The organism is Paenibacillus xylanilyticus (genome assembly GCF_009664365.1).
In the GTDB taxonomy this organism is placed as follows: Bacteria; Bacillota; Bacilli; order Paenibacillales; family Paenibacillaceae; genus Paenibacillus; species Paenibacillus xylanilyticus_A.
In genome coordinates this window covers 6,065,982-6,092,882 of the sequence record NZ_CP044310.1, presented here as the reverse complement: position 1 = coordinate 6,092,882, position 26,901 = coordinate 6,065,982, and the positions used below count along the sequence as shown (strand labels likewise).

24 protein-coding genes are annotated in these 26,901 nt (G+C 48.7%); 18 read left to right on the top strand and 6 right to left on the bottom strand.

The features are described from left to right. Nucleotides 1-24 precede the first annotated feature (24 nt). Nucleotides 25-2,259, top strand: a complete 2,235-nt coding sequence (locus F4V51_RS27185; protein ID WP_153980286.1) for an MMPL family transporter — start codon at nt 25-27, stop codon at nt 2,257-2,259. Nucleotides 2,260-2,491: 232 nt separating this feature from the next. Next, complete coding sequence (locus F4V51_RS27180; RefSeq protein ID WP_153980285.1) at nt 2,492-3,445, top strand: nucleoside hydrolase; 954 nt, start codon at nt 2,492-2,494, stop codon at nt 3,443-3,445. Nucleotides 3,446-3,627: 182 nt separating this feature from the next. On the opposite strand, the gene F4V51_RS27175 is transcribed toward F4V51_RS27180, so the two are convergent. Then, a complete protein-coding gene (locus tag F4V51_RS27175) occupies nt 3,628-4,371 on the bottom strand; it encodes a DUF3105 domain-containing protein (protein ID WP_153980284.1) in 744 nt (247 codons plus the stop codon). 260 nt (nt 4,372-4,631) lie between these two features. Then, nucleotides 4,632-5,540, bottom strand: coding sequence for a hypothetical protein (locus F4V51_RS27170; RefSeq protein ID WP_153980283.1), 909 nt, complete (start codon nt 5,538-5,540; stop codon nt 4,632-4,634). A gap of 359 nt (nt 5,541-5,899) precedes the next feature. On the opposite strand from F4V51_RS27170, the gene F4V51_RS27165 reads away from it, so the two are divergent. The 11 genes from F4V51_RS27165 to F4V51_RS27115 all read left to right on the top strand — a co-directional run bounded on the left by F4V51_RS27165 (nt 5,900) and on the right by F4V51_RS27115 (nt 17,405). After that, nucleotides 5,900-6,244 (top strand): Na-translocating system protein MpsC family protein, encoded by a 345-nt coding sequence (locus F4V51_RS27165; protein ID WP_095290982.1) that lies wholly within the window; start codon nt 5,900-5,902, stop codon nt 6,242-6,244. Nucleotides 6,245-6,480: 236 nt separating this feature from the next. Beyond that, nucleotides 6,481-7,551, top strand: coding sequence for an ABC transporter substrate-binding protein (locus tag F4V51_RS27160; protein ID WP_153980883.1), 1,071 nt, complete (start codon nt 6,481-6,483; stop codon nt 7,549-7,551). Between the two features lie 99 nt (nt 7,552-7,650). Continuing rightward, on the top strand, nt 7,651-8,589 hold the full coding sequence (locus F4V51_RS27155) for a nucleoside hydrolase (RefSeq protein WP_153980282.1): 939 nt from the start codon (nt 7,651-7,653) through the stop codon (nt 8,587-8,589). 279 nt (nt 8,590-8,868) lie between these two features. After that, nucleotides 8,869-9,690, top strand: coding sequence for an ABC transporter permease (locus F4V51_RS27150; RefSeq protein WP_095290986.1), 822 nt, complete (start codon nt 8,869-8,871; stop codon nt 9,688-9,690). Nucleotides 9,691-9,696: 6 nt separating this feature from the next. Then, nucleotides 9,697-10,488: an ABC transporter permease gene (locus F4V51_RS27145; protein WP_095360095.1), complete on the top strand. Its 792-nt coding sequence runs from the start codon at nt 9,697-9,699 to the stop codon at nt 10,486-10,488. An 18-nt stretch (nt 10,489-10,506) separates the two neighbouring features. Next, nucleotides 10,507-11,565 (top strand): ABC transporter ATP-binding protein, encoded by a 1,059-nt coding sequence (locus F4V51_RS27140; RefSeq protein WP_153980281.1) that lies wholly within the window; start codon nt 10,507-10,509, stop codon nt 11,563-11,565. Between the two features lie 105 nt (nt 11,566-11,670). Next, complete coding sequence (locus F4V51_RS27135; RefSeq protein WP_153980280.1) at nt 11,671-13,410, top strand: adenine deaminase; 1,740 nt, start codon at nt 11,671-11,673, stop codon at nt 13,408-13,410. 490 nt (nt 13,411-13,900) lie between these two features. Next, nucleotides 13,901-14,644 (top strand): HAD family hydrolase, encoded by a 744-nt coding sequence (locus F4V51_RS27130; RefSeq protein WP_153980279.1) that lies wholly within the window; start codon nt 13,901-13,903, stop codon nt 14,642-14,644. A gap of 343 nt (nt 14,645-14,987) precedes the next feature. Then, nucleotides 14,988-15,464, top strand: coding sequence for a Dps family protein (locus F4V51_RS27125; RefSeq protein ID WP_153980278.1), 477 nt, complete (start codon nt 14,988-14,990; stop codon nt 15,462-15,464). 127 nt (nt 15,465-15,591) lie between these two features. Next, nucleotides 15,592-16,800, top strand: coding sequence for a nitric oxide synthase oxygenase (locus F4V51_RS27120; RefSeq protein ID WP_153980882.1), 1,209 nt, complete (start codon nt 15,592-15,594; stop codon nt 16,798-16,800). A gap of 137 nt (nt 16,801-16,937) precedes the next feature. Further along, nucleotides 16,938-17,405: an NUDIX hydrolase gene (locus F4V51_RS27115; protein WP_153980277.1), complete on the top strand. Its 468-nt coding sequence runs from the start codon at nt 16,938-16,940 to the stop codon at nt 17,403-17,405. Nucleotides 17,406-17,445: 40 nt separating this feature from the next. Here the strand turns inward: F4V51_RS27115 and F4V51_RS27110 are convergent, their stop codons facing one another. Then, a complete protein-coding gene (locus tag F4V51_RS27110) occupies nt 17,446-18,678 on the bottom strand; it encodes an MFS transporter (protein ID WP_153980276.1) in 1,233 nt (410 codons plus the stop codon). Between the two features lie 256 nt (nt 18,679-18,934). On the opposite strand from F4V51_RS27110, the gene F4V51_RS27105 reads away from it, so the two are divergent. From F4V51_RS27105 to F4V51_RS27090, 4 genes are read left to right on the top strand one after another with little or no spacing between them, the layout of a single operon-like run. Beyond that, complete coding sequence (locus tag F4V51_RS27105) at nt 18,935-20,044, top strand: ABC transporter ATP-binding protein (protein WP_127537357.1); 1,110 nt, start codon at nt 18,935-18,937, stop codon at nt 20,042-20,044. After that, nucleotides 20,034-20,867, top strand: coding sequence for an ABC transporter permease (locus tag F4V51_RS27100; RefSeq protein WP_095360087.1), 834 nt, complete (start codon nt 20,034-20,036; stop codon nt 20,865-20,867). The genes F4V51_RS27105 and F4V51_RS27100 overlap by 11 nt, the downstream gene beginning before the upstream one ends. Continuing rightward, nucleotides 20,842-21,648 carry an ABC transporter permease gene (locus tag F4V51_RS27095; protein WP_095360086.1) on the top strand — a complete coding sequence of 269 codons (807 nt, stop codon included), beginning with the start codon at nt 20,842-20,844 and terminating at the stop codon, nt 21,646-21,648. Before F4V51_RS27100 ends, F4V51_RS27095 begins: the two co-directional genes overlap by 26 nt. Beyond that, the gene (locus F4V51_RS27090; RefSeq protein WP_153980275.1) at nt 21,645-22,718 is read left to right on the top strand and encodes an ABC transporter substrate-binding protein; all 1,074 of its coding nucleotides are present in this window, start codon (nt 21,645-21,647) and stop codon (nt 22,716-22,718) included. Before F4V51_RS27095 ends, F4V51_RS27090 begins: the two co-directional genes overlap by 4 nt. 369 nt (nt 22,719-23,087) lie before the next feature. Here the strand turns inward: F4V51_RS27090 and F4V51_RS27085 are convergent, their stop codons facing one another. Continuing rightward, on the bottom strand, nt 23,088-23,588 hold the full coding sequence (locus tag F4V51_RS27085) for a hypothetical protein (protein WP_153980274.1): 501 nt from the start codon (nt 23,586-23,588) through the stop codon (nt 23,088-23,090). A 215-nt stretch (nt 23,589-23,803) separates the two neighbouring features. Then, entirely contained in the window at nt 23,804-24,823 is a 1,020-nt protein-coding gene (locus tag F4V51_RS27080; protein WP_153980273.1) for an AraC family transcriptional regulator, read from the bottom strand. Nucleotides 24,824-24,952: 129 nt separating this feature from the next. On the opposite strand from F4V51_RS27080, the gene F4V51_RS27075 reads away from it, so the two are divergent. Beyond that, nucleotides 24,953-25,540: an NAD(P)H-dependent oxidoreductase gene (locus F4V51_RS27075; protein WP_153980272.1), complete on the top strand. Its 588-nt coding sequence runs from the start codon at nt 24,953-24,955 to the stop codon at nt 25,538-25,540. 165 nt (nt 25,541-25,705) lie between these two features. Here the strand turns inward: F4V51_RS27075 and F4V51_RS27070 are convergent, their stop codons facing one another. Then, on the bottom strand, nt 25,706-26,677 hold the full coding sequence (locus tag F4V51_RS27070) for a cation diffusion facilitator family transporter (protein WP_153980881.1): 972 nt from the start codon (nt 26,675-26,677) through the stop codon (nt 25,706-25,708). Nucleotides 26,678-26,901 lie beyond the last annotated feature (224 nt).

Below are 26,901 nucleotides of genomic sequence, written 5' to 3'. Positions count from 1 at the left end.
AACAGAACAGGAGATGAAGAAACGATGCAAGAAGGATCGGGCTACGGCCGCTGGGTTGCGGGTAAACGGACCAAATGGATTACACTGTTCGTATGGATTATTATTGCGGTTGTACTCGGCGTAGTATGGCCAGCCGTAGGCGAGCGCGAGACGAATAACGCACAGGACCTGAGTGATTCCAAGCCGTCCGTACAGGCAGCTGCCATTGCTCAAAAGGAGTTTCCAGGTGGGGAAGGCCTCCCTGCATTAATTGTATGGCATCAGGCCGGCGGGCTGACGGACCAGCAGATCGAACAGATTCAGGCGCTGACCGAGCGGCTGGATCAGGATCCGGTAGAGCAGCAGCAAGCAGTTGTGCCGTTCTACCAACTGCCGCCACAAGCCATTCAAGGCCAGCTGTCGGAAGACGGAAGTACGCTGGTTATGCCGCTTTTCTTCAATGAAGGCGCAGACTCTGAACAATTGAAGGAAGGCATTGAGGCGGTTGAGCAGAAAACGGAGGACATTTTTGGTTCCAATCCGTTTGATGTCGCTATAGACGATGCCAATGCACTAAGTGCACGAGTCACCGGACCTGTAGGAATATCCATTGATGCGAGCGGGTTATTCTCATCGGCCGACGTATCCCTGTTGATTGCAACGGTGATTCTCGTCCTGGTGCTTCTGCTGCTGATCTACCGCTCACCGGTACTGGCGATCATCCCCATTATTGCGGTTGGTTTCGCCTACATGGTCACGAGTCCAATACTTGGATTTATGGCCGATCAGGGCTGGATTACAGTGGATGCCCAGTCGATCTCCATCATGACCGTATTATTGTTCGGAGCAGGTACGGACTACTGCCTGTTCATGATCTCCAGATTCCGCCAGATTCTCTATCATGAACCGGATAAAAAGAAGGCGTTGTTCCAGGCCATCACCGGATCATCCGGTGCGATCGCCATGAGTGGATTCACAGTTGTTGCAGCCCTGCTCGTGCTGCTGCTGGCTGAGTACGGTGCATATCACCGTTTTGCTGTTCCATTCAGTTTGTCCATTTTCATCATGTTTATTGCCAGCTTGACGCTGGTTCCGGCACTGCTTGCCATCTTCGGGCGGGGATCATTCTACCCGTTCGTACCACGTACGCACGAAATGGAAGTGGAGCGTGCCAAGAAAAAAGGCAAACCGGCTCCGGCTCCGCGCAAAATCAAGGAAAGCTGGATTGGTCGCACAGTCATCACCAAACCATGGACTGTACTGGCCATTACGCTGGTACTGCTCGGTGGTCTGGCTGCCTTCTCCAGCCAAATCAAATTTACGTATGACCTGCTGTCTTCCTTCCCGGAAGACGTACCTTCACGTGAAGGATTTACGGTCATTGGGGAACAGTTTTCGCAAGGCGAATTGGCCCCAGCCAAGGTCATTATAGATTCAGAGGGCAAGGAAACCGATCTGAAGCAGCGTCTTGAAGCTTTGGATTATGTAAGCAAGGTGGGTGAAGCTCAGCAGGGTGCTGAGAATGCCAACATTACCGCCTATGATGTCGAGTTTAACCTGAATCCGTACTCCATGGAGGCCATGCAGCATATTCCGGACTTGCGGGCGACGGCTGAGCAGGCATTAACTGACGCAGGAATTACCAGTGTGGACAGTCATGTCTGGATTGATGGCCAAACTGCAGAGCAGTATGACATCGAAGTAACCGGAGAGCGGGATGCGAGCATCATTATCCCTGTGGTCATCGGCATGATTACATTGCTGCTTTTGTTATACCAGCGCTCTGTGGTAGCGACTGCATATCTGATCGCCACAGTGGTTCTCTCCTATTTCTCGGCCCTTGGTCTCGGATGGCTTATCATCCATTATGGCTTGGGTGCAGATGCCATTCAGGGTGCGATTCCGCTGTATTCATTCGTATTCCTGGTCGCGCTCGGTGAGGACTATAACATCTTCATGATCTCAAGTATCTGGCAGAAACGCAAAACGATGCCTTTACGCCAAGCGATCAAGGAAGGGGTAGGCGAGACAGGTTCTGTTATTACTTCCGCAGGTCTGATTCTCGCAGGAACGTTTGCCGTACTGGCAACACTGCCTATTCAGGTACTGGTGCAGTTCGGAATTATTACGGCAGCGGGCGTGCTGCTCGATACATTCCTTGTCCGTCCATTCATGGTGCCTGCCATTACAGCCTTGTTGGGCAAATGGGCATTCTGGCCAGGTAAATACAAGCCTGTTGCCGAGGAAGCAAGAGAGAAGCAAACGTCCTCCTCTATGTAATTTGAAGTCGGAATTCAGGCAGCTCGGTTCATGTTACTGCTTGATGAGCAGTGCATGGATCTGGAAGATGCGGGCAGTGTGAACAACAGCACTGCCCGTTTTTTTATGGCAACTCTGAGGCGATGGTTTACGTATAACAGGGTTTTGGGACATAATAGAGGGAACGTTGGTCCAGGGGCTGACGGATGAAAGTACATCAATGGGACAACCAGGGGAAGGATGAAAGTAAGTAATGACGAACCAACTTAATGTTTATTTTAACCATGACGGCGGCGTGGATGACCTCGTATCGCTGTTCATGCTTCTGCAGATGGATAATGTAAAAGTTACAGGTGTATCAGTTATTCCGGCAGACGGATATTTGGAGCCAGCGACGGATGCCAGCCGTAAAATTATTGATCGCTTCGGAACGTATTCCGTCGAAGTATCGAAATCCAACTCCAGAGGTAAAAATCCATTTCCTGCAGCGTGGAGATTGCACTCCTTCTATGTAGATGCACTGCCTATACTTAATGAATCTGGCAAAATGGAAGCGCCTTTGTCAGCTGTTCCGGCTCACCAGCACCTGATTGAGAAGGTTCGTAACACAGAAGGCAAAACACTTCTTTTGTTCACGGGCCCACTCACGGACCTCGCACGTGCACTTGACGAAGCACCAGATATTGAAGAGAAAATCGACAAGCTGGTGTGGATGGGCGGTACGTTCGAAAAAGGAAACGTGGAAGAGCCTGAGCATGATGGCACAGCCGAATGGAACGTATTCTGGGATCCGGAAGCGGCTTACCGTGTATGGGAAAGCGGCATCCAGATCGACCTGGTTGCACTGGAGAGCACAAACAAAGTCCCTCTTACACCTGCTGTGCGTAATCGCTGGGCAGCAGAGCGCCGCTACGAAGGCGTGGACTTCCTTGGAAACTGTTACGCAGGATGCCCTCCACTGGTGTACAGTGAAACCAACTCCACATATTATCTGTGGGACGTGCTGACAACAGCTTCCGTGGGTCGCGAAGATATCGTGAAAAAGAAAACTGTGAATTGCATCGTAATTCCAGATGGTCCTAGCCAGGGCCGTACGGTAGAGCAAGCGGACGGACGTCCTGTGCAGCTGGTGTACGATACCGATCCGGATGCATTCTTTACTTATATGACCGATCTGGGTAAAAAGGCTGCTCCGCAGCGCTACTAATCCAGACAACCAAAGCGTTGTCTTATATTCGTAAGATCACAAAAAGCCGCAGGCAGAGCGCCCGGGATTTCTCCCGGGTGCTGCCGGTGCGGCTTTTTGTTATTTTCAGTCACACAAACATAGCTGTGTGTCAAAGCGTTCTACGTGAATCCAGGATTCGACGGGTAATGGAGCATCAACAATTACATCGTTCCGCCACCTTGGCGAACGGAAGGAGGAATTTTCTCTGGTCCCTGGTTAATGTACCGGTTAATAAATGTACCGACTTTGGCATCGTCGAAGGTGTCCAGCTTCATCGTTTTGGTCCAGGCCGTTACGACGACTTCACTGCCTTCTGGAATATCCTTGTTTGGTACAGCCAGTATGCCGGCGCCCGCCTCACGGAACTTGGTCAGATATTTCAGATGCTCCTTCAGGTCTTCGCTGGCGTTCTCACGATAATAGATGATGATATCGCCATGCTCCAGATTGTGAACAAGATAAGGATATCCCGGAAAATCGGTGTAGAAGCCAAACTTGATGTCATGTGGGTTATGAGGCCCTGAAGTGGGAATGGTCATGTCGTAATCAATAGGGTCTTCCGTATGTTCTGCACCATAGTAAGGATCATCTGTTACTTCAATGTTGGCATTAGCGTTAAGATCAGCCACGTCATATTTGTCGAATGCACCTTGTGTGAAGAACAGAATAAGGATGATGACGGAAACACCGAGCAATGCGTGTGCAGCCAGCCGGATGGAGCGGCTTTTCTTTTTGATGGTGGCTCGTTCATCCTTCTTCATATGACTTAGTACTTTGCCCTGTGTACGCGAAGCTAGAATATAAGCTGCGATGGAGAGCAGCAGCAGGACTGCCCCTACAATGAGCCACAGATAGGATGTTCCTGCCTCGTGGTTCATTTGCATGTGATTCATATCGTGATTCATCGATTGATCCTCTTCTTTCTTTTCTAAAATGGAAATTGCCTTTAATATCACTACATCATGTAGTGTTTAACTGCGCCGAGAACCCTTCTTCAAGGAAACTGTGAAGTTCCCGGTACGTAAATTCAAACATAAGGTTTGCACTACACATTATAGTGTATCGAAGATGCCAGTGCAATCCTGGATCGGGAAACGAAAAAAGACTCTTCTGATTAGAACCAGAGGAGTCTCTTCGTAGATGGAATTTTGAAATGAAAATCGGACTATAGACGACCGAATGGTGACAGCATCATGCCCAGAATTCCAAGAATGGATCCTGCGAGCAAACGGTACAAAATGTAAAGCAAAACAACGTTGGCAATAAGGACAGTATACATGCTGTCGATGGCTGACTTCGTACGATTGAGCGGATGTTGGAACAGCACCGCATTCATGCCTGCAAAAACAATGACATACGAAACAACCAGCAGGAAGATCGCGATCGGATATGAAATAAAGATAAACAAGTTCGCGAGCACAAGTGCTGCAACAGACGGAACAAGTAGGGCACCATACTGTGCTACCAGCGTTTTCGGACGAAACGTGATTTTCTCGATTTTCAGTACAGCGTAGATCAGTACTACAGCCACAAGCAGGATGATCGCGGTAAACAGCAGCGGGCGGATGAATCCAGCTACGAATAAACCACCCATATCTAACCGGCTGAAGGTAAGTAAAAAGTAAGTAGAGGACAGGATTGCAATGAGAGCCATCGTAATTAATCCATTCAGCGCATGTTGATCACCGACGGTTTTCATCGTTTGGTAAGGACGGGCTAGGACGCTAACAAAATAGGATATGTACTGTTTGCTGACTTCTTTGGCTTGCTGCACCTTCTCATTTTGCATGACATTGTTCCACTGATTGGTGTCACCTGCAGACGCGTGGTTATTCGGGCCGGAATTGTCATACGTCTGGTCATGAGGTGTTGGAGCAGAAGGTGTACGGGATGGAACGGATTGAGAAGGTGCTGCTTGCGTACTGGACCAACGTGTATATTCGGATTCTGCTGCAGCAGCTGATTCGTGGTCACGGGGAGTGGTAGAAGAAGATGGGGACTGAGTCAGATCTGTACCACACCTCTCGCAGTAATGCGCATTTCCATTTTCATGATTACATACCGGGCATTTCATAAGATGGGCCTCCAATTTCATATATTAAGTAATATAGACATTTTGTCTCATTTTAACGTTTGGTGCCGAAGTTTGTCTATGTTTACAACGTAATTAATAACCGTAATTTCCCAAATGAAACAAACGGTGTATCAAAAATGATTTTCCAAGCAACAATATTATAGGAAGTGATCAGGTAGAAGGTTTTCGTTTACAGTGGAATTGGCATATGAATTTCGGTGTTTTTTTGGTCATCGTTCGCTTTTATGTGTTATTTGCATGTTAAGTATATCTTTTGGGTTGCCTCCTACCTCATATTTATGTATAATCAAACGTGTTAACACGTCGAATGTACGGTAGTAAATGATGAAGGTGAATTCATGGAACTGCTGGACAGTAATGAAAGTAAGAAAAAGATGTGCCAGTACTACAACGAAATTTCGAAGGAACTATTCGGCTTCGGAACCACTCTCCTGAGAGTGACCGTGGATCAGAATATTGTGACCTTCTTTGCCAAGCACCGACGTTCGCCACGCTCTGACGCCCTGGAAGGGGAGGCCCCCGGCTTGAAGCTGGAAGTGGACTTCCGCATGTCTGTCTTATATAAGAAGAAATTCCGGGAGAAGCTCGAGCAGCACATGGGTTTGCCAATTGAAGCTGTATTAAGGGATTACGATGCGTCCACACAGTGGGCCATCACGAATATCATTCTGGAACAGGCATAACGTGAATCGACTGGTTCGATTCGGGTCATGCGCGCGTTTCGATTATATCGTCCCAACAATTTCATATGATGGCGTCTTGTCTTCGGATTGATTCTGAAGCAGAAACCAATGATGTACCGGCAGCGGGTGTCGCTTTCCTTTGTTTACGAAGAAAAGTGTTCTTGTTCTTACAAGAATGCTTTTCTTTTTGTTTTTTTATAACACATCACACATTTCAGGAGGAATTCAAGATCATGATGAAAAAGTGGGTTAGCGGTCTGGCAGCAGTGGCAATGACATCGGTATTACTTGCAGGTTGCGGCAGCAGCACGGATGATGCGGCAGGTGGATCTGGCAGTGAGGGAACAGCAGCGAACAAACTGGTGATCTCCACTTGGGGCTTCTCTGAAGATTTCTTCAATGAAGAAGTATTTGGTCCATTCGAAAAAGAACATAATGTGGACATCGTGCTTGAAGTCGGTAACAACGCTGAGCGTCTGAACAAAATCCGTCAAGGTACATCGAATGTGGATGTCATTTACCTCTCCGACTACTATGCACAACAAGGTATTGATGAAGGTCTGTTTGAGAAAATCGATCGTTCCAAAATTCCGAATGTTAATGATATTTACGATATTGCCAAAGCACCACTTGGCGAAGATTATGGCCCAGCATACACCGTTGGCCAGCTCGGGATTGCCTACAATCCTGACCTCGTCTCCAAAGAAGTGACTTCATGGAGCGATCTGTGGGATCCGGCATTTGAGAATAACCTGACGATCCCGAATATTACGGCAACAGCAGGCCCAATGGTCGTGGATGCAGCTTCTCGCGTAGCCGGAAACGATACATTTAATGAAGATGCGGCATTTACGAAACTGAAAGAATTGAGCGGCAATGTGGTTAAATTCTACAGCCAAACGTCCGAGTTCGTGAACATGTTCTCGCAAGAAGAGATTGCAGGCGGACCGATCATGGAAATGTATTTCAAGGATCTGAAAGCAGCTGTGCCTAATGCGAAGTTTGTTGCACCTAGCGAAGGCGCATATGCAGTTATGAATACAATCAACGTGGTGAAAGGCAGCAAAAACAAAGAGCTCGCTGAAGAGTTCATTAACTGGCAGCTAAGTCAGGATGTACAAGCGAAGTCTGCCAAAGCCAAAGTGGATTCACCGGTAAACACCAAAGTTGAATTGACTGCAGAAGAAGCAGAAGGCGTGACATATGGCGCTGACGTGGTTGAGAAGCTGAACAAGCTGGATATGGAATTCGTGAACCAACAAGCGAAAGCTTGGACTGATCGTTGGAACCGTGAAATTGCACAATAAGAAACATTGGGTAGAGCTAGATAAGAACGACAGATAGCGACTTATCGAAATGAATAACCTTTGCAGCAAGCACGATCAATGGTAAGGAGTGGAGAACGTATGAGTGAGGCGTTACAACGTATCATCCTGGATGTAGATACGGGTATTGATGATGCGCTGGCCATTTTGCTGGCCGTCAAGAGCCGGAAGCTGGACATTCTCGGCATTACCACAGTTTGCGGAAACGTATCGCTCCAGCAGGCAACGGATAATACATGCAAGATTCTTGAACTGGCGGATGCGACTGATATTCCTGTGATGGCTGGAGCGGCCAGTCCGCTCACCCGCCAATCACATTATGAACATCGGGTACATGGACAGGATGGATTGGGCGGAGCACTGCCTGATCCGGCCGTGTCCAAGCAAGCGGAAGAGGGTTTTGCGCCGGACTATATTATTGAGCAAGCCAAGCTGTATCCGGGTGAACTCACGCTGATTATGACTGCGCCACTAACCAACCTGGCACTTGCCTTGCTGAAGTGTCCAGAACTGCCTTCTTTATTGAAGGAAGTGATCTTCATGGGTGGCGTTGTTCGCGGACATGGCAATATTACGCCGACGGCAGAGTACAATACGTACGCTGATCCGGAAGCTGCACGCATTGTTCTGCATGCAGGCATTGAGAAGCTTACGCAGGTTGGCCTGGATGTCACGCGTCAAACGCTGCTGAATGAAGCTACAATTGAACGTCTCACAGATCCTGCGCTGCGCGCGTACGTGGCTCAGAGCACAGAGATCTACATCAACCGTTACGAACAAATGAACGGTATTCGGGCTTGCGCTCTGCATGATCCGCTGGCAGTGGGCGTTGCCCTTGCACCCGAACTGGTAGGGCGCAAATCGTATTATGTGGATGTCGAAACGGCCAGCCGCCTGTGCGATGGCCAGATGGTATGCGACTTTCAAAACCGTTTGGGCCAGCAGCCTAACACGCTTGTCTGCGAAACGGTGGACGCGGAAGCGTTCCTTGAACTTTTTATTAACGCATTAAATGCGTAGTTCTACTCCATTCAGTGAGTAAAGTTAGGCTCAGTCTTAAAATTAGTTCTTAATATGATTCGCTTGTAGTGGAGGGACGAAATCGATTCTGAAGAAACGCAGTGTTCGCCTTTATCCCCGGATTTCAACCTTTACTAAAGGATCAAAGAAATCTGGGGATAACAGCGATCGAAAGAACGATTCGGACCGGAACGGTTGCCAAGCAGAGATAGTAAGTACTTGTTTTTGAAATGATCTAAACTTTCGAAACAAACCATTTTATAAGTCAGGAGTACCGCGATGAAGAAATCAGTAATCTACTGGCTATTGCTGCCGGGGTTCGTGTTTTTGGCGGCATTTATGATCATTCCGATTGTCCTGACGATCGGATCAACGTTTTTCCAGGAAAACTCCTTCACATTTGAAGGATACATGCACTTTTTCAGAGACCCTTACTTTTTGAAAATATTGCTTACGACGCTGCAGGTCAGCGTGGTCACCACCCTTGTCTGTGTGGTGCTCGGATTCCCGACAGCTTATTATATTTCGCAAAAAGCGCCGCGCCGCAAAGGTATCCTGCTGGCACTGGCCATTTTCCCATTGCTGACAAGCCCGGTGGTACGCTCGTTCAGCTGGATGATCATTCTTGGACGCAAAGGTTTGATCAATAATGCACTGGTTGGCCTGGGCATCGTGGATAAACCGCTGGATATTCTGTACACGCCGGCAGCCATGATGATCGGTCTGACTCACCTGTTCCTGCCGCTCATGATTATCTCTCTGGTCGGTGTGCTTGAGAACATCGATAATGACCTGCTCAAAGCGGCACAAAGTCTGGGAGCTTCACGTATCACGGCATTCCGCCGAGTTGTATTCCCGCTGGCTGTGCCAGGGCTTGTCATCGGAGCCGTGCTTGTATTTGTCGGAAGCCTCACGGCGTATACGACACCTGCACTTCTTGGAGGCAAGCAGCGTGTGATTGCCACGTTCCTGTATCAAAACGCCATGACCCTTAACGACTGGTATCTGGCCTCGGTCGTTGCCGCAATTATGATTGTCATCACGTTTGTCGTGGTCGGTGTCATGAACAAAATGGCCAAAACTTTAAATCCGAAGGGGTAGACACATATGCGGGAGAAACATATCGGGCTGGGCCTGTTCAGTCTGCTGGTCTTTATCTTTCTGCTGGGCCCGCTTCTGATCATATCGGTCACTTCGTTTGAACCGGGAACGGTACTGAAATTTCCGCCGGAAGGCTTCTCCTTCCGCTGGTATGAAAATATTTTTAACACAGGCGGGTTCCTCCGCACGTTCCAGACGTCCATCATCATTTCCCTGCTGGGAAATCTGCTGGCGCTGCTGCTCGGAGTACCGGCTGCCTATGCACTCAGTCGTTACGATTTCAAAGGCAAGTCTGTGCTGAACGCACTGTTCCTGTCCCCGGTACTCATTCCGGGAATCGTGCTTGGTTTTACATTGATGAAATATTTGATCGTCATTTATCATCTGCCGATGTATCTGGGCCTGCTGATCGGTCACACGATCATCATGCTTCCATTTATCATTCGCGTCATTGCTTCAAGTCTTTCGAGCTTTGACTTTGCCGTGGAAGAAGCTGCACTGAGTCTCGGCGCAGGGCGGGTAAGAACGTTCTTCCAGATCGTTCTGCCCAACATTCGTTCGGGGATTCTGGCGGCCGTGCTGATTGCCTTCCTGGAGTCGTTCAACAACGTGGATATCTCCGTGTTCATGACGGGGCCGGGGGTAAGTACACTGCCGATTCAGATGCTGACGTATGTGGAGAACTATTTTGACCCAACAATTGCAGCCATTTCCGTGCTGTTGATGGTACTGACTGGACTTTTAATGTTCGTGATCGAACGGATCATGGGCGGATTTTCATACTTTACTAAACGTTAATTGGAGGCGCAGAACGCTATGGCATTGCTGACATTGGATCGCGTATCGGTGGCTTACGATAACCAGACGATCCTGAAGGATTTTCAATTGGAGCTGGAAAAAGGTAAGCTGCTCTCCCTGCTCGGACCGAGCGGTTGCGGCAAAACAACTACGCTGCGCCTCATCGCCGGATTCCTGGAAGCATCGCAGGGCAAGTTTATGTTCGGCGGCAAGGACTATACGAAGGTTCCGGTAAACAAGCGGAACTTCGGATTTGTATTTCAGAGTTATGCGCTATTCCCGCATCTGTCTGTCTATGACAACGTGGCCTTCGGCCTGCGGATGCGCAAGGTAAAAGATAAAGATATCTCTGCACGCGTTATGCGCATTCTGGAAGTGGTGAACCTGAACGGCTTCGAGAAGCGTTTTCCGCAGGAACTGTCCGGTGGACAGCGGCAGCGGGTGGCGATCGCACGTGCACTCGTAATCGAACCGGATTTGCTGCTGTTTGATGAACCGCTCAGCAACCTGGATGCCAACCTGCGACTGAACATGCGGGTGGAGATTCGCCGGATTCAACAGGAGCTTGGTATTACAACGCTGTATGTATCCCATGACCAGGAAGAATGCTTCTCGATCTCGGATCAGGTAGCCATCATGAACAAGGGCGTTGTCGAGCAGCTTGATCGCCCGGAGACCATTTTCAAATATCCGGCAACCGAATTTGTAGCCCAATTTATTGGATTCCATAACTTTATTGAGTTTGCTGAACGCAGTGATGCAGGAGATCAGATCTCGTTGAAAGCAGGAGGTCGTCTGTTTACAGCGACAGCCCATCCTGGAACGGCACGCCCCGGCGCTCGCAAAGGCGCAATTCGTCCAGATGATCTGATCGTCAGTGGGGATACGTCAGCGGATCTGGCCAACGCGTTGCCAGGTATCGTGAAGGTGAGTACGTATCTTGGACGCAGCTATCAATATGTGATTGAGACCGAACTCGGCGATTTTACGGCAAACCAGGAGATGGAGACACCGTACCTCAGCGGGCAGCGTGTCAGCCTGATTTTCCCGCAGGACAAGCTTGTCCTCGTTGAATAGCAGCCATATTCGTGAATAGCAGCAGGAAGCAGAAACAGAAGCAGCAAAGGCAGCATGCTGCATGATTGGATATGCAGCATGCTCAATAGAAGGAGATTATGCCCCATGCGTGCAGATCAACTGATTGTGAATGTAAATGTGTATAACAGTTATTATAAACGGTTTGAATTGAATAACGTCGCCGTACTTGACGGCAGATTCATGTATGTCGGATCCGGCGGTCCTGAGCTGATTCAGGCAGACGAAGTGATCGATGCGCGGGGAAGATATATGATTCCTGGCCTGATCGATATTCACCTGCACATTGAGAGTACCATGGTGACGCCGGCTACCTTTTCCCATGGCCTGATTCGCTGCGGAGTAACGTCCATTGTAGCGGAACCGCATGAGATGGCGAATGTGTTCGGACTGGAAGGTGTGCAGGAGATGATGGCTGCGAGTCGTGAGACCATGGTCAACATGTTCTATGCCATCCCGAGCTCCGTTCCGGCAACGCCGATGGAAACGACGGGCGGATCTATTGAGATTGAAGATATGGATGTACTTCTTGCAACCGGAGAGATCATCTGTCTGGGTGAAATCATGAACTACGTGGATGTCATCCGTGACCCGGAATGCAAGACCAACCAGATTCTCCAGCACATTCGCCAAAATTACCCGGATCTCGTGATCGAAGGTCATACACCGAAATTGCTTGGGCTGGATCTGCACCGACTGATCTATGCAGGTGTGGACTCGGATCATACCCATCAGAGCATAGAAGGACTGCAGGCGCGGATTTCAGCAGGCATGTTCATTGAGATCCAGGAGAAATCGATGACCCCTGAGGTTATGGATTACCTGATTCAGCATGATGTAGCTCAGCATTTCTGCTTCGTGACGGATGACGTTATGCCGGACTCCCTCGTGGAACGAGGTCATCTGGATCATATTGTGCGTAAGGCCATTCAGATGGGCATGCGTCCGGAAGATGCCATTTACGCAGCAACGTCTACTCCGGCATCCCGAATGAAAATGACGGATCGAGGCAGCATCGCCCCAGGCAAGGTGGCCGATTACGTTCTGGTATCCAATCTGGAAACATTGGCGATTGATCAAGTGTACAAAAATGGCCGGAAAGCTTATGACGACTACGAACCGTTTAAGCAGGAACGGATGACGGGGCAGTTCCCGCCCCATTTCTATAACAGTGTACAATTGGACAAGCTGACAGCAGAGGACTTCACCATTTCATTGAGCGATCCCAAAGTCAGGGATGCTGCTAATCAGGCGGAACAAGATTCATTCAACTGCCGTGTAATGATGGTGAAAGACGGCTCGACCTTCGTGGAAGAACACATCGCAGAGGTTCAGGCAGCGAGTGGCGAACTTCAGTGGGAAGATAGTGGATACGGACAGATTGCTACCTTTGAACGATATGGTGTGAACGGCAATCGGGCACATGGCTTGATCGGTGGAGATACGATTAAACGGGGAGCCATCGCAACGACATATTCACATGATAACCACAACCTTCTGGTCGTGGGTCGCAATCGTGAAGATATGATTCTGGCGGCTAACACGGTAATTTCGAGCCAGGGTGGGTTCTGTGTGGTAGAGGATGGCAAAGTGCTGTCTCATCTGGAACTGCCTGTAGGCGGAATTTTGACAGAAGAACCGCTTGCGGTTGTGTCTCATCAAGTGAAGGAATTGCGGGCAGCGATGCTCTCTCTTGGTTATGTTCACTATAACCCGATCATGTCGATCAGCACCCATTCACTTGCAGTGAGCCCTGCGCTGAAAATTACAGATCACGGTTTGATTGATGTGAATGCAGGCAAGGTTGTACCGTTGGTTGTAGAGTGAATCGTTAATTCAAAGAACATGAATAGGTAGGTATGCTGTAGAAAGAGTGCAGTATATCTACCTTTTTTGCTGTTGGTTTAAGGCGAGATAAATATTAATCTTTCTTTTCCACCTTCAATGTTCATTTTTACGCTTCTTCATTTTTAGGAGCATTACTGCGTGGTACACTGACCTTATTGCACACCCCGTCATGGGGATTACGATTAACAGATAGCTGGAAGAGGGTTTGGCATCGTAAGTATAATAGGCGTAGACTAGTATCAATGCAGCAACCACGAAAAGAATGAGATTTAGGACTAAGCTATAGATATTTTGTTGTTTCTTTTCCTTCGGGTATGTAGAGAATGTCATGCAGTATGGCTGCCTCCTTGCCGATTTGTTAAAAAGTTATTGTATCATTTATTAAAGTTTGTTCCCATAATATTCTAATCTTTTATTAATTTTATGAGTGAAATATAACTCACCTCATTGAAGATAGAGAAGGAGGACCATTATTTTATCCAAAGACCAAACTCAGAAAGCGATATTTTTTGATGTGGATGATACATTGTATGACCACTTGCAGCCGCTCAGAGGAGCACTGCAGAAGGTTCTTGGTCTAGACGATGATTTTCCATATGCCGAGGTTTATCACCGATTCCGCTACTACAGCGACTGGTTGTCTGATCAGGAGGGTCTCTCTGCCGTTCCGGAAGCCGAAGCCGTGGAACGGATGCGTAGACGCAGATTTGAACTCACGATGAAGGAGTTCGGGGTACCCTTAATTGAAGGACAGGCTGAAACACTGCAAGCACAGTATCTGAGCAGACAGTTTCAGATTCAGCCATTTGATGGTGCTTATGATCTGATAAGGAGCCTTATGGCAGACGGACACCTTGTAGGACTTATTACGAATGGTGAGGGGGAACATCAGAGACGCAAGCTCGAAGCACTGAATGTGTTTGACCTCGTCCCGGAGGAGCGAATCTTCATCTCGGGAACCCTCGGGTATGCCAAGCCGGATCGGCAATTGTTTGAACATGTAAATAAACAGACAGGCACGGATGCACGCTTCAGTTATTATGTCGGGGACTCATGGCGTAATGACGTAGTAGGTGCGGTAAACGCCGGATGGAATGTCATCTGGTTCAACCATCGGAATGCACTGCCAGAATCGAACCATCAGCCTCATCACGTGGCACGAGATTATAATGAAATAACTCGAATTCTTACATCCGAGTTGGTTCTACAATAAAGAGTGATATGTGTTTTGCAGCCCTGTTTGCCTTACTAAGGTAGGTAACAGGGCTTTTTGGATTGTGGAAAATGTGAGGATAATCGCTGCACATCAAGTGAATCCGAGGTATAAATGCTTTGTGTAATCTGACAAGCAGCAACATCTCGCTTCTATGAGAAGATGGAGTGCAGCTTCATGGAATCTTCATTTGGAAGAGCAGGCTAAAGCCTTCACAAAGTAGATAGGCGGTGTTATAATTAAAACAAGATTTAGATTAAGTCTAAATTAAATAAAGCAGCAAATAATCAGAATTCCTTGAATTAAAATCACATTATTTTGTATATGAGAGGGGAAAATATCCATGAGCACAATTCAAACAACAAACACTTTTACTAACCACACTGCAGCATTGCAAGAAGTCCTGAACCGCCAGATTGCAGGCTGGTCTGTATTGTATACGAAACTGCACCATTTCCACTGGTATGTCCAAGGACCACATTTCTTCACACTTCACGCCAAATTCGAAGAGCTGTATAACCTGGCTACAGCGAACATGGATGAAGTCGCAGAACGCCTGCTTGCTATTGGTGGACGTCCGGTAGCTACGATGTCCGAACAGCTTCGTTTGTCCCCAGTTGATGAGGCACAGGGACAGTTGTCTGCTGAGCGTATGGTAGAGTCGGTGGTTGCTGATCTGCGCACCATGGTAGAAGTGATTAAGCAAGGCATCCATGCAGCAGGAGAAGCAGAGGATAACGCTACTGAAGATATGCTGATTGGATTCACAGCGGCATTGGACAAAGAAATCTGGATGTTAAACGCATTTCTGGGCAAATAAGCGAAGATAACCCGCATCCTGACAACGATATGTAGAGTCCGTGAACAAAGTCCCCGTTCGCTTACAAATCCGGTGTGCTTGCCGTATAATAGTGGCATTCGAGATGTACAGATTGGTGGAATGAATGATGCGGACAGACCTGGATCAATTGCAGGGAGAAGCTGAACGGTTTATATATACATGTTATGAAGAGCTGGGCCATTCGCGAGAAGACGCGGAGGCCCGGCTTATTGCTGTTCATCAGGAGATTGAAGATACGGGCACTTATGTGCATACGACCGAAGAACTGGAGCACGGCTGCAAAATGGCATGGAGGAACAGCAACCGCTGTATCGGACGATTGTTCTGGGACAAGCTGCGAATTGTGGATGCTCGTCATGCAGACACAGCCGGAACTGCTGCGGAGGCCGTGATGAATCATATCCGTGTGGCATCCAATGGCGGTAAGGTTATCCCGATGATTACGATTCTTCCGCCGACTGGGCCAAGCGGAGCTCCTGTACGGATCTGGAACCACCAGCTTATCCGTTATGCTGGATACGAGACGGAACAAGGTATCATTGGAGATCCTGCATCCCTGGAACTGACCAAGGCGGCCATGTCACTTGGCTGGCAAGGGGCAGGGGGAGATTACGATGTATTACCGCTCATTATTCAGGCGCAAGGGCAGGCTCCCGAGTGGTATGTTATACCCCATGAGGATATTGTAGAAGTGAACATTGAACACCCCGACCGATCTGAAATTGCGGAACTCGGCATGCGCTGGTACGGTGTACCGATGATTGCGGATATGCGGCTTGAGATTGGAGGCATTTCTTATCCGGCTGCGCCGTTTAACGGCTGGTATATGGAGACCGAAATTGGTGCACGTAATCTGGCGGACACCTTCCGCTACAATAAACTGCCTGCAGTGGCAGCAGCACTCGGACTGAACACATCCAGCGAAACGACGCTATGGAAGGATCGCGCACTCGTTGAATTGAATGTAGCCGTACTGTATTCTTTCAAGAAAGCAGGCGTCAGCATAGTGGATCACCATACGGCGGCGTCGCAATTTGCTTTGTTTGAGCAGAGGGAGGCAAAGGCAGGGCGTGAGCTGACTGGAGACTGGGTTTGGCTTATTCCGCCTGTTTCTCCGGCAACGACCCATATCTTCCACAGCTCCTATCGCAATGAGATCGTGAAGCCGAACTTTTTCCGTCAGGAATCAGCGTATATACTAGATGGAGAATCAGCTGGTGCTGAACCAGAGAATATTGAACAACAGCATAAGGATGCCAATCCCCATCAGCCGCAGGCTGGAGATTCATCCCTGAGATGCCCGTTTGCACACTAGGTGCGAGCGGGTTATTTTTTCTTTTTCATCAGCTCAAGGTCTGCAAAATAGGAAAAAATAAAGGGGGATTTTTCTCTATATGGTTATTTAAAACTCTCCTATAATGAGTCATGAATTCACATAGGAGGGGATCATCGATGGGATACATTGAAACGCTGCGGGGTATGATTGGCAATGCTCCTGTAATTTTGGTAAGACCGAGTATTCTCATTTTGAATAAGACTGGTGAAATTCTGTTAATTCGGCATAATGATGATACCTGGGGAGTGCCCGGTGGATTTATGGAGTTGGGAGAGTCGGTAGAAGAGGCAGCGATGAGAGAGGTTCAAGAAGAGCTTGGGATAAAAATAAAGAATCTGGAGCTATTCGGCGTCTTTTCCGGTAAAGAATTATATACGAAATTAAGGAACGGGCATGAATATCATAATGTGGTCATTGGATACGTTTGTACGGAATTTGAAGGGGAGCCTAAGCCCGATGGCGTAGAAGTTTTAGAAGCGAAGTTTTACAAACCAACAGAATTACCCGACAAGACAGACCCATACTTAAAAAGAAAAATTCAAGAAAATGCTCAACATATCGCCTCTTTAATAGGAAAAAAATAAAAGGATCAAGACCGCCCACTCATGTGAGCGGTTTTGTACGTTACCCCTGTTTCGCTCTGTACCTGCTCCGCATCACGGCCTGAACGGCAATAGCAGCAGCGATCAGGACCAGATTGAACACAAACACGGCGTAGAGCGAAACGTACTCTACAAGCAGCGCCGCAATCAGAGGAGATATGATGGAGCCGATCTCCGCCGCAGAGACGATTTTGCCAATGACCTCGCTTCTGCCTGCATCAGGGATGTGGTCCCCGATATGAGCGAAAAAGGAATCCATGTAACAGGCACCGCCAACCCCGCCAATCAGCATGCCAACATAAACCCATGCATAAGAAGAGGTGCTTAGAAAAACAACCACTTCAATGCCGATCATTAACATGCCGAGCATGCAGAGCAGCAGTCGATCACCCATACGATCGGATAGATAACCGGCTACGGGTGCAGCAGCCAGCGTGGAGATTCCGGCCACGGTAAAAGCCAAGCTGGTCGCAAATGGGTCCCAATGCATCATGTGGGCTGCATAGAGAGCGAAGTACGTCAGAAATACCGCATAGGCACTCATTTCGAGGAAATGTACCGTACCGTAGCCGATTAACTGCTGTCGTAGGGTCAACCTTGCCCGAGATCCTGCATAGGCATGGTTTATCGGAATGTCTGGGTTTGCCCCAGAGTCCAGATTTGGCATTCGCTCGCGCTCTTCCGCTGTAAACTTTTGTTTAGATTCTGGCCTACTCTTGATCCCCATAGCCGTTCCCATGGCTATCAGACAGCATAGCGTAACGAGCAGAAATGGAGCCGATAACGGCCAGTGCAGGGCAAGCCAGCCGCTGATTACCGGCCCAAGCACCATGCCTCCACCTTCACTACTGCTGATATATCCATTGTACAGACCGCGGTTATCCGCATTGCCCCCATCCCCGATGATGGATCGGACAATGACGGTGAGTCCGGTGGAAGCGAGTCCCTGCAGCAGCCGCAGCAAACCAAACAGAAGTGCAGCAGAAGAGACGGCGAAGCCGCCCATACAGACCGCGAGAATGAACAGCATGACGATTAAGGCCCGTTGACCGCCCAGTTTGCGGTAGAGTGCTGCAGCCGGAACCCCTCCAATGACTTTTCCAACATAAAAGAGTGCAAAAATAACCCCCATCATCCAGCCGGACAGGCCGAATTCCTCAATAAATAAAGGAAACAGGGGGAGGATCATGAAACCGCCCATCTGACTAAGAAAACAAATGATCATCAGCAAAGGCAGATTACGGCGAATGTCCACGTTTAGACTCCTTTCCTACAGACTCAGGTAAGCTCAAAAAACCTCCAATCGCCTTATAGAATGCGTAGATATCGACATATAAACGTAATGTATGCAGGATCTGTGAGAATAAGAAGAAAAGACATACTGCGTTTACATCAAAACCATTGCGGATATAGCTGAATCATATATAATAGATGGGATTTGTAATAACGATGTGTTTATAGAAGATGTACAGGGGAAGTTGTACCTCAAGTTTAAGGGGGCGAGATGAAACATGTCAGATCAACAACCAATTATCCGGTTCGACCGGGTGACCCAGCAATACGATCAGGATGAAGCCGTATTGAAGGAAGTCAGCTTCGAGATTGAGCGGGGTAAATTTTATACGCTGCTTGGCCCTTCGGGCTGCGGCAAAACAACGATATTGCGGCTGATCGCCGGCTTTGCGGAGCCGACTCAGGGCAGTATTTATTTTAACGGAGCATTGATCAATCGTGTTCCTGCCCATCAGCGCCAGGTGAATACCGTATTTCAGGATTATGCGTTATTTCCACATTTGAATGTATTTGAGAACGTGGCTTTCGGTTTGCGGATCAAAAAGATGAAAACGGCTGAAATACGCAGCAAAGTGTTGGAAGCCCTCAAATTCGTCAACCTGTCCGGTTATGAAAACCGCGAGATTGGCGAAATGTCCGGTGGACAACGTCAGCGGGTCGCCATTGCTCGTGCAATTGTCAACGAGCCTGAGATTCTGCTGCTGGACGAGCCCTTGTCCGCACTCGATCTGAAGCTCCGGACCGAAATGCAGTACGAGCTGCGTGAGCTGCAGCAGCGTCTGGGCATTACGTTTATTTTCGTTACGCATGACCAGGAGGAAGCGCTGGCCATGTCGGATGAGATTTTCGTTCTGAACGGCGGCGTAATTCAGCAGAGCGGTACGCCGAATGACATCTACGATGAACCAATTAACCGCTTTGTGGCGGACTTTATCGGTGAATCGAACATCGTATCCGGCAAGATGAAGCAGGACTTCGTGGTGGAATTCGCTGGTGCACAGTATGAATGTGTCGACCAGGGATTGCAGCCGAACGAGCCGGTAGAGATCGTGATCCGGCCGGAAGATCTGGAGATTACGACCGAGGATCAGGGCAAGCTGAAGGTCAATGTGGATTCCCAGCTGTTCCGCGGGGTGCATTACGAGATTTCCAGCTATGACGATGCCGGCAACGAATGGCTGGTGCATTCCACGAAGAAAGCAGTCGTGGGCGAACGCATTGGTCTGTATTTCGATCCGGAAGCCATTCACGTCATGCGCTTCAACGAGACCGAAGAGGAATTCGACAAACGACTCGAAGCCTATCAAGAGGCCGTCCATGCAGAGTAAGGCGAGTACACGCAATGCGTATCTGATTCCATATGTATTATGGATGGTGCTGTTCGTTGTCGCTCCGGTACTGCTGGTTGTCTATTATTCGTTCTTTGATGTAGAGGGAAATTTCACGTTTGGCAATTATGCCCGCTTCTTCACGCCCGTATATATGCAGATGACACTGAGTTCATTCTGGTATGCACTGCTAATCACGGTGTTTGCCCTCTTGGTTTCCTATCCGACGGCATACTTGCTGACCCGGACGAAGCACAAGCAGCTCTGGCTGCTGCTTATCATTTTGCCTAGCTGGATTAATCTGTTGTTAAAAGCCTATGCCTTCATCGGCCTGTTCGGAACCTATGGCCTGACCAACTCCTTGCTTGAAGTGATTGGCATCGGTTCACAGCAGATTCTGTTCACCGATTTCAGCTTTATCTTCGTATCGGTGTACATCTTCATCCCGTTCATGATTCTGCCGATCTTCAACGCGCTGGAAGAGATGAATCCTTCGCTGATCTACGCGGCGCGGGATCTCGGGGCTTCATCCTGGCTGACGTTTCGCCGGGTCATCTTCCCGCTGACACTCACTGGAGTCAAATCGGGATGTCAGGCTGTATTTATCCCTGCGTTGTCCCTGTTCATGATCACCCGCCTTATTGCGGGTAACCGGGTTATTACGCTGGGAACAGCCATTGAACAGCATTTCCTCGTCACACAGGACTGGGGAATGGGGTCGACGATTGCCGTCTTTTTGATTATTGCGATGGCGATCATTATGTTTCTGACCGGATCAGGGAAGAAGGAGGTGCGTAATGGGAAGAAACGGAAAGCTGTCTAACGTTTATCTGGCTGTCGTCTTTGCGATCCTGTACGCACCGATTGCGTACCTGATCTTCTATTCCTTCAACAGCGGCGGTCACATGCGTAACTTTGAAGGGTTCACACTGGAATGGTACAGGGAAGTATTTGCCGATACCCGGCTGCTGATCATTGTACTGAATACCTTTATTATCGCGCTGCTGTCATCGGCCATCTCGACGATTCTTGGCGTGGCCGGAGCCCTCGCGATCTATCATGTGCGGCGTAAACGGACCAAGAATACGCTGCTATCTCTCAACAACGTATTGATCGTAAGCCCGGATGTCATCATCGGTGCATCCTTCCTGATTTTGTTCACCATGATCGGAATCAAGCTGGGCTTCACATCGGTCCTGCTGTCCCATATCGCGTTCAGCGTGCCGATTGTTGTCATCATGGTGCTGCCCAAACTGCAGGAGATGAGCCCAACACTGATGGATGCGGCACGCGATCTGGGCGCAGGCTCATGGCAGATTCTCACACGTGTAGTACTGCCATATGTTAAACCGGGTATTTTTGCCGGATTCTTCATGGCACTGACGTACTCCCTGGATGACTTCGCGGTTACCTTCTTTGTAACGGGGAACGGGTACTCGACGCTATCCGTAGAGATCTATTCCCGGGCGAGACAGGGTGTGTCGTTGTCCATTAATGCGCTGTCGACACTGCTCTTCCTGTTGACCGTGCTGCTGGTTATTGGCTACTACTTCATTAACCGCCGGGCTGCACGGACACCTGCCGGAAGGGGGCTGCGTCCATGAAGCAACTGGTACGGACATTTGCAATTGTATTTGTGGCAGCCTTTGCCCTGATGATCCTGGCCTCCTATCTCAATAAGAGTCAGGGATACTCGGGCGGCAACACGCTGACCATCTACAACTGGGGCGATTATATCGACCCGGATCTGCTGACGGAGTTTGAAGAGGAGACAGGCATCAAGGTCATCTACCAGACGTTTGACTCCAATGAAGCGATGCTCACCAAGATTGAGCAGGGCGGAACGACCTTTGATGTAGCGATTCCTTCTGAATATGCGATTAGCAAAATGAAAGAAGAGAACCTGCTCGTTCCACTTGATCACAGCAAATTAACCAATCTGAACAATATTGATCCTGATTTCCTGAACTTGTCCTTTGACGAAGGCAATCAGTATTCGATTCCGTACTTCTGGGGAACGGTGGGGATTGTCTATAATCCTGAGCTGGTGGACGGATTGACGTTTGATAGCTGGGATGACCTGTGGGACCCTCGTCTGAAAAACCAGATCCTGCTGCTGGATGGTGCCCGTGAAGTCATCGGGATGGGACTGAACAGTCTGCATTATTCCCTGAATGACACCAATGAAGACCATCTGCAGGAGGCGCTTGCGAAACTGTCTACCCTGACGCCTAACGTCAGAGCCATCGTCGGTGATGAGATCAAAATGCTGCTGGCCAATGAGGAAGCGGCGGTGGGTCTTGTCTGGTCCGGAGATGCTTCGGAGATTATGGATGAGAACGACAAGCTCGATTACGTGGTGCCTGAGGAAGGATCGAACCTCTGGTTCGATAACATGGTCATTCCGAAGACGGCAAGCAATATTGAAGGAGCACACCAGTTTATCAACTTTATGCTGGACCCTGATCATGCCGCACGTAATGCCGAATATGTCGGATATTCCACACCGAACGCCGAGGCGCTTAAGCTTCTGCCAGAGGACATCTCCAGTGATGAGCGGTTCTATCCGGATGATTCACTGACAAGCAAGCTGGAAGTGTACGATAATCTGGGTAAAAAAATGCTTTCGCATTATAACGACCTGTTCCTTGAGTTTAAAATGCACAGCAAGTAACACTGATCGGCATAACAGATGCCGTCATGAGCTGCATACTTGAATGTGCTTTATAAAGTCAAAACCCCGATCATCCATTCCAGGATGATCGGGGTTTTCTCTTACCCTTACCTTTAGAGCAAAATGTACTTGCTATTGGTTTATAAGATGAACTTTCGGATTACACGGAACGGAGAGGACAGAACAAACTGGAGAAGCGAAGCGTGCGCCTAAAAGCTTTCTGAAAGAAAGCTACTTCGGAAGCATAAGCTATTTCGCGGATTTCTCCCTGTCAAAGGGGGAATCAAGGAAATCCGGGAATAACAGCGATTGGAAGTTGTTCTGTCATCGGAGTGGCCTAGTGTAATCCCAGCCCTTCAGCTTATACCCCTACATGTTTCTTTTGCGGCCCACGATTAACCACGCCCCGCCCATAATCAGCACAATCGCCACGAACGGCTGAATGAAGGACATGCTGCTGAGCATCGAACCGATGGACATCACCGTGAAGAAGAGCAGCGAGATCACCATCAGGATGTTGATGGGAATGAGCAGCCACTTGTTTCGTCCGCCAAACCAGTACAATTCGAACAAACCTACAGCAACCGCGAGGATAAAGCCAGGCCACATCGTGCCCCAGTTACCAAAGAGCATGGCGATCTGGCTAACTACGCCGGCAGTCAGCAAAATACCGCCCGGTACAAGCAAGCCCACCCCTCTGCCAATCATGGAGAAGTACAGCCAGTGGAAGAACAGGCCGAGCGGAATGACGAACAGGGTTGGCCAGAAGTTGGCGAAGATCGTACCCGGACCGAGTGAACCTCCCTGGTTCAGAATCAGATACACGCCCAGCAAAATCAGTACAGGCGCCAGGATCGTACGTTTAGCCATGATATCTCTCCTTTTCATCGTTTCATTAAGAGTCGTTCCGATCAGATATGAAGTCTTTTTTCTCGTTACACACAGCATACCATGAATTGGAATTATCCATCCTCGGTCTTTGGCGTTAAAAAGAACCTAGACTTAAGTCTAGGTAGGAACCACATGGTGACTTTCATCTCAGGGCTTAACCCGTGTACTTCCTGCACAGGCGGCCTATTCGGGATTCAGGTCAGACCCGCCCGATATTGTCCCGGTGTCTGTCCAGTCCATTTTTTGAACGCATTCTGAAATGCACTTTGCTCTGAAAAATGTAGGGCATAGGCAATTTCACCGACAGAGTACTGTCCTTCCTGCAAATATTTCTGGGCAAGCTCCCTCCGTACCTGAACGGAGATTTCATGGTACGTCGTACCTTCTTCACGCAACCTGCTTTGAAGTGTGCGAATGCTCACGCCTAAATGTTCTGCGGTGTGTTGTAATGTGGGGAAGGAGGCAGGAAGGCTGTCGATCAGCCAGCGGCTGACCTTGCCAGAGAACGTATGAGAAGGCTGCAGCAGATCCTTGCTTTTCTCGGCCATCGTTTCAAATACCTGCAGCATTTTGGCATCCGAATAGAGCACAGGCTGACGGAGAATGTCTTTGTGCAGACGCAGCAGATTATGTGGTTCCCCGAATTGGGGAGCTACGCCGAACATGTCAATGTATGGGCGGAGGTCGCCCGTATCATCTGGAGCCTCATGGCTAAAACGAACCTCTTTTACCGCCACCGGACGATTCGCGAGCTTACGGATCAGATACAGAACGGATATGGCCATGTCTTCCACGCAATGGCGGGACATCTGCTGCGGCGATTGCAAAAACAGACGAAGGACCACATCCTGTCCCTGAATCTCCCAATCGAGATTGAAGCCGCTGTACAGAATGATGTTATACCGCTGATATGCGGCGAGGGCATCACCAATGGTCTGGGAGTGCATCATCACGTAACCGGGAAGACCCAGATCTGCGAAGTCGAGCAGCAGACCCTGATTGAGGCCAAAATACAAATCGTTGGAATAGGCAGAAGCTTGCTGCATTATTCGTTCCAGTTCGTCGACCGGAATTCGGGCATCGGCATGTTCCAGGACGGCCGAATCGAAATCGGCATATTTGAAAAACGCTTCGAGTTCAAACCCTTTGTGAACAAGAGTTTTCATGATTGGATACAGCAGGGAAATGGATACTCCGATATTGTGGTTGTTCATGTACCTCCATTTGCGCGAATTAGCAACATTTTCGGCGCCCTCGATCATTTGTTTCGATGTAAAGTCACCTTATGATGGGGATACGCCAGCTTCTTCGGCTTTCATTTATTATACAGGAGGAACCTAAGTATGAAATCCAATATTCTGGTGATTAACGGCCATCCGGATCCCGAGAGCTATTGTAGAGCATTATCTGATGCTTATATCCAAGGCGCCCGGAGTTCCGGCAGTGATGTGAATTTGCTAGATTTGAGCCAAATGGAGTTTAATCCCAACCTTAAATACGGTTATCGTAAGCGGACAGAACTTGAGGAGGATCTGGTCAAAGCCCAGGAATTGATCCGTCAAGCCGATCATTTGGTGTTTGTGTATCCGTTGTGGTGGGGGACGATGCCAGCTGTTCTGAAAGGATTTTTCGACCGGGTATTCCTGCCGGGGTTTGCCATGAGATACCGGGAAGGCTCGCCCCTGTGGGACAAATTGTTAAAGGGAAAGTCCGCGCAGCTCATCGTGACGATGGATACACCCCGCTGGTATTACCGTTTGATCTACAGGCAAGCCGGGCACCGGGTCATGAGTTCAAATATATTGAAATTCTCTGGTGTATCGCCGGTACGGGTTACGGAGATCAGCCCGATCAAGGGATCTACCGAAGCATTCCGGCTGAAATGGCTGGGGAAAATCGAGGAAATGGGGGCCAAACAGGGAAAGAGATGATAAGGTAACAACCCGCAAACCCAAGCCGGACAATAGGCACTAATTCTACTATTCCATTTGAAATCCTGTATCCAGAGACAACGGTGGAAGATTATTCGTTGAACATGCAGCAAGCCCACTCCGGAGAGTGGGCTTGCTCGCTTTGGATATATCATAAAAAAGACGTTATTTTACAACATCCGAATGTTTCTTGCCCCAGCTATTCACACCATCATCTTCGATAATGGAAATGGCTGCATCGGCGATATCCGGATTCGTCATCAATTTCTCCTGAATACGGAACTTGATATCATCGGCATCGGCCAGGGACAGGCCTTTGGTCAGCTCAATCAGTCCTTCAACATGATAATAACGGCCTTCCTGGATTATACGCATCATCTGGATATCGGCCACGTGGGAGTCTGCCAAGATTGTTTGGGACACCTTGTCCTCGATATCCTGTGGTGCAGCCACACCAATCAGTCCAATCATATTGTCATATCCGACGCGGAAGGCTACGGCAATCATCAGACAGCCAATCAGGGTAGTCACAATGCCATCCAGCAATGCGAAATTGGTCAATGCAATAACAACGACAGAGACGAGGGCAAGGGTTGCTCCGAGTACAGCAACTACATCTTCGTAGAACACAAGGCGTGTCGGCGGTGCAGCGCGTCCTACATTTTTGATCGCTGCCGGAACGAGAGAGAATCCGGATGCTTTCGGCGCCCGTGCTTCCACAAGGATCTCCTTCATCGCTTTAATCAGGATGGCACCGTCAATCACAATGTTCAGCACAAGTACAGCAATGTTAATCCAGAGGCCGCCGGAATGACCCGCAGGGTGCTTCAGGAGGTGAATCCCCTCATGAATGGTTTCGTAGGCCATAATCGTGACCACGATAACGGCAATCATACAGAAGATGTTGATGACCCGTCCAAAACCGGTCGGGAAGCGGCGTGTCGGTTTTTTCTCGGATAATACACTTCCGACAAAGACGAACCCCTGATTGATGGCATCGGCGAGCGAGTGCATGGCTGAGGCAAACATGGCCCCACTGCCACTGAATAGAAAGGCTCCTCCTTTGCACAATGCAAGTACGGCATTACCTGCCATAGCTACAGCCGAGGACGTATTCCCCTTTTTGACGAGAGACATAAAGCTCTCTGACTTTGCTTGATCAGCCACGTTGATTGTTCCTCCCAGAAGATTTGATAGGTGTAAAATTTAAGATTCTTAGTTACATCTTGTGCATTACCACTAAATGTTATTATAACCCGCTTTACATATCCCAGCATTATGCAAAAAAGGTCATAATATAATATGGACAAATTTTAAGATCTTGAATAAGGAGGAATTGTAGATATTCAATTCATACAATA

Coding starts and splice junctions, on each gene's coding strand:
- F4V51_RS27155 (WP_153980282.1), top strand. CDS start 7,651: ATGAGTGAGGCGTTACAACGTATCATCCTGGATGTAGATACGGGTATT.
- F4V51_RS27090 (WP_153980275.1), top strand. CDS start 21,645: ATGAAGCAACTGGTACGGACATTTGCAATTGTATTTGTGGCAGCCTTT.
- F4V51_RS27115 (WP_153980277.1), top strand. CDS start 16,938: ATGGGATACATTGAAACGCTGCGGGGTATGATTGGCAATGCTCCTGTA.
- F4V51_RS27085 (WP_153980274.1), bottom strand. CDS start 23,588: ATGGCTAAACGTACGATCCTGGCGCCTGTACTGATTTTGCTGGGCGTG.
- F4V51_RS27135 (WP_153980280.1), top strand. CDS start 11,671: ATGCGTGCAGATCAACTGATTGTGAATGTAAATGTGTATAACAGTTAT.
- F4V51_RS27170 (WP_153980283.1), bottom strand. CDS start 5,540: ATGAAATGCCCGGTATGTAATCATGAAAATGGAAATGCGCATTACTGC.
- F4V51_RS27175 (WP_153980284.1), bottom strand. CDS start 4,371: ATGAATCACGATATGAATCACATGCAAATGAACCACGAGGCAGGAACA.
- F4V51_RS27095 (WP_095360086.1), top strand. CDS start 20,842: ATGGGAAGAAACGGAAAGCTGTCTAACGTTTATCTGGCTGTCGTCTTT.
- F4V51_RS27150 (WP_095290986.1), top strand. CDS start 8,869: ATGAAGAAATCAGTAATCTACTGGCTATTGCTGCCGGGGTTCGTGTTT.
- F4V51_RS27185 (WP_153980286.1), top strand. CDS start 25: ATGCAAGAAGGATCGGGCTACGGCCGCTGGGTTGCGGGTAAACGGACC.
- F4V51_RS27125 (WP_153980278.1), top strand. CDS start 14,988: ATGAGCACAATTCAAACAACAAACACTTTTACTAACCACACTGCAGCA.
- F4V51_RS27145 (WP_095360095.1), top strand. CDS start 9,697: ATGCGGGAGAAACATATCGGGCTGGGCCTGTTCAGTCTGCTGGTCTTT.
- F4V51_RS27105 (WP_127537357.1), top strand. CDS start 18,935: ATGTCAGATCAACAACCAATTATCCGGTTCGACCGGGTGACCCAGCAA.
- F4V51_RS27070 (WP_153980881.1), bottom strand. CDS start 26,677: ATGTCTCTCGTCAAAAAGGGGAATACGTCCTCGGCTGTAGCTATGGCA.
- F4V51_RS27120 (WP_153980882.1), top strand. CDS start 15,592: ATGCGGACAGACCTGGATCAATTGCAGGGAGAAGCTGAACGGTTTATA.
- F4V51_RS27180 (WP_153980285.1), top strand. CDS start 2,492: ATGACGAACCAACTTAATGTTTATTTTAACCATGACGGCGGCGTGGAT.
- F4V51_RS27160 (WP_153980883.1), top strand. CDS start 6,481: ATGAAAAAGTGGGTTAGCGGTCTGGCAGCAGTGGCAATGACATCGGTA.
- F4V51_RS27080 (WP_153980273.1), bottom strand. CDS start 24,823: ATGAACAACCACAATATCGGAGTATCCATTTCCCTGCTGTATCCAATC.
- F4V51_RS27165 (WP_095290982.1), top strand. CDS start 5,900: ATGGAACTGCTGGACAGTAATGAAAGTAAGAAAAAGATGTGCCAGTAC.
- F4V51_RS27100 (WP_095360087.1), top strand. CDS start 20,034: ATGCAGAGTAAGGCGAGTACACGCAATGCGTATCTGATTCCATATGTA.
- F4V51_RS27075 (WP_153980272.1), top strand. CDS start 24,953: ATGAAATCCAATATTCTGGTGATTAACGGCCATCCGGATCCCGAGAGC.
- F4V51_RS27140 (WP_153980281.1), top strand. CDS start 10,507: ATGGCATTGCTGACATTGGATCGCGTATCGGTGGCTTACGATAACCAG.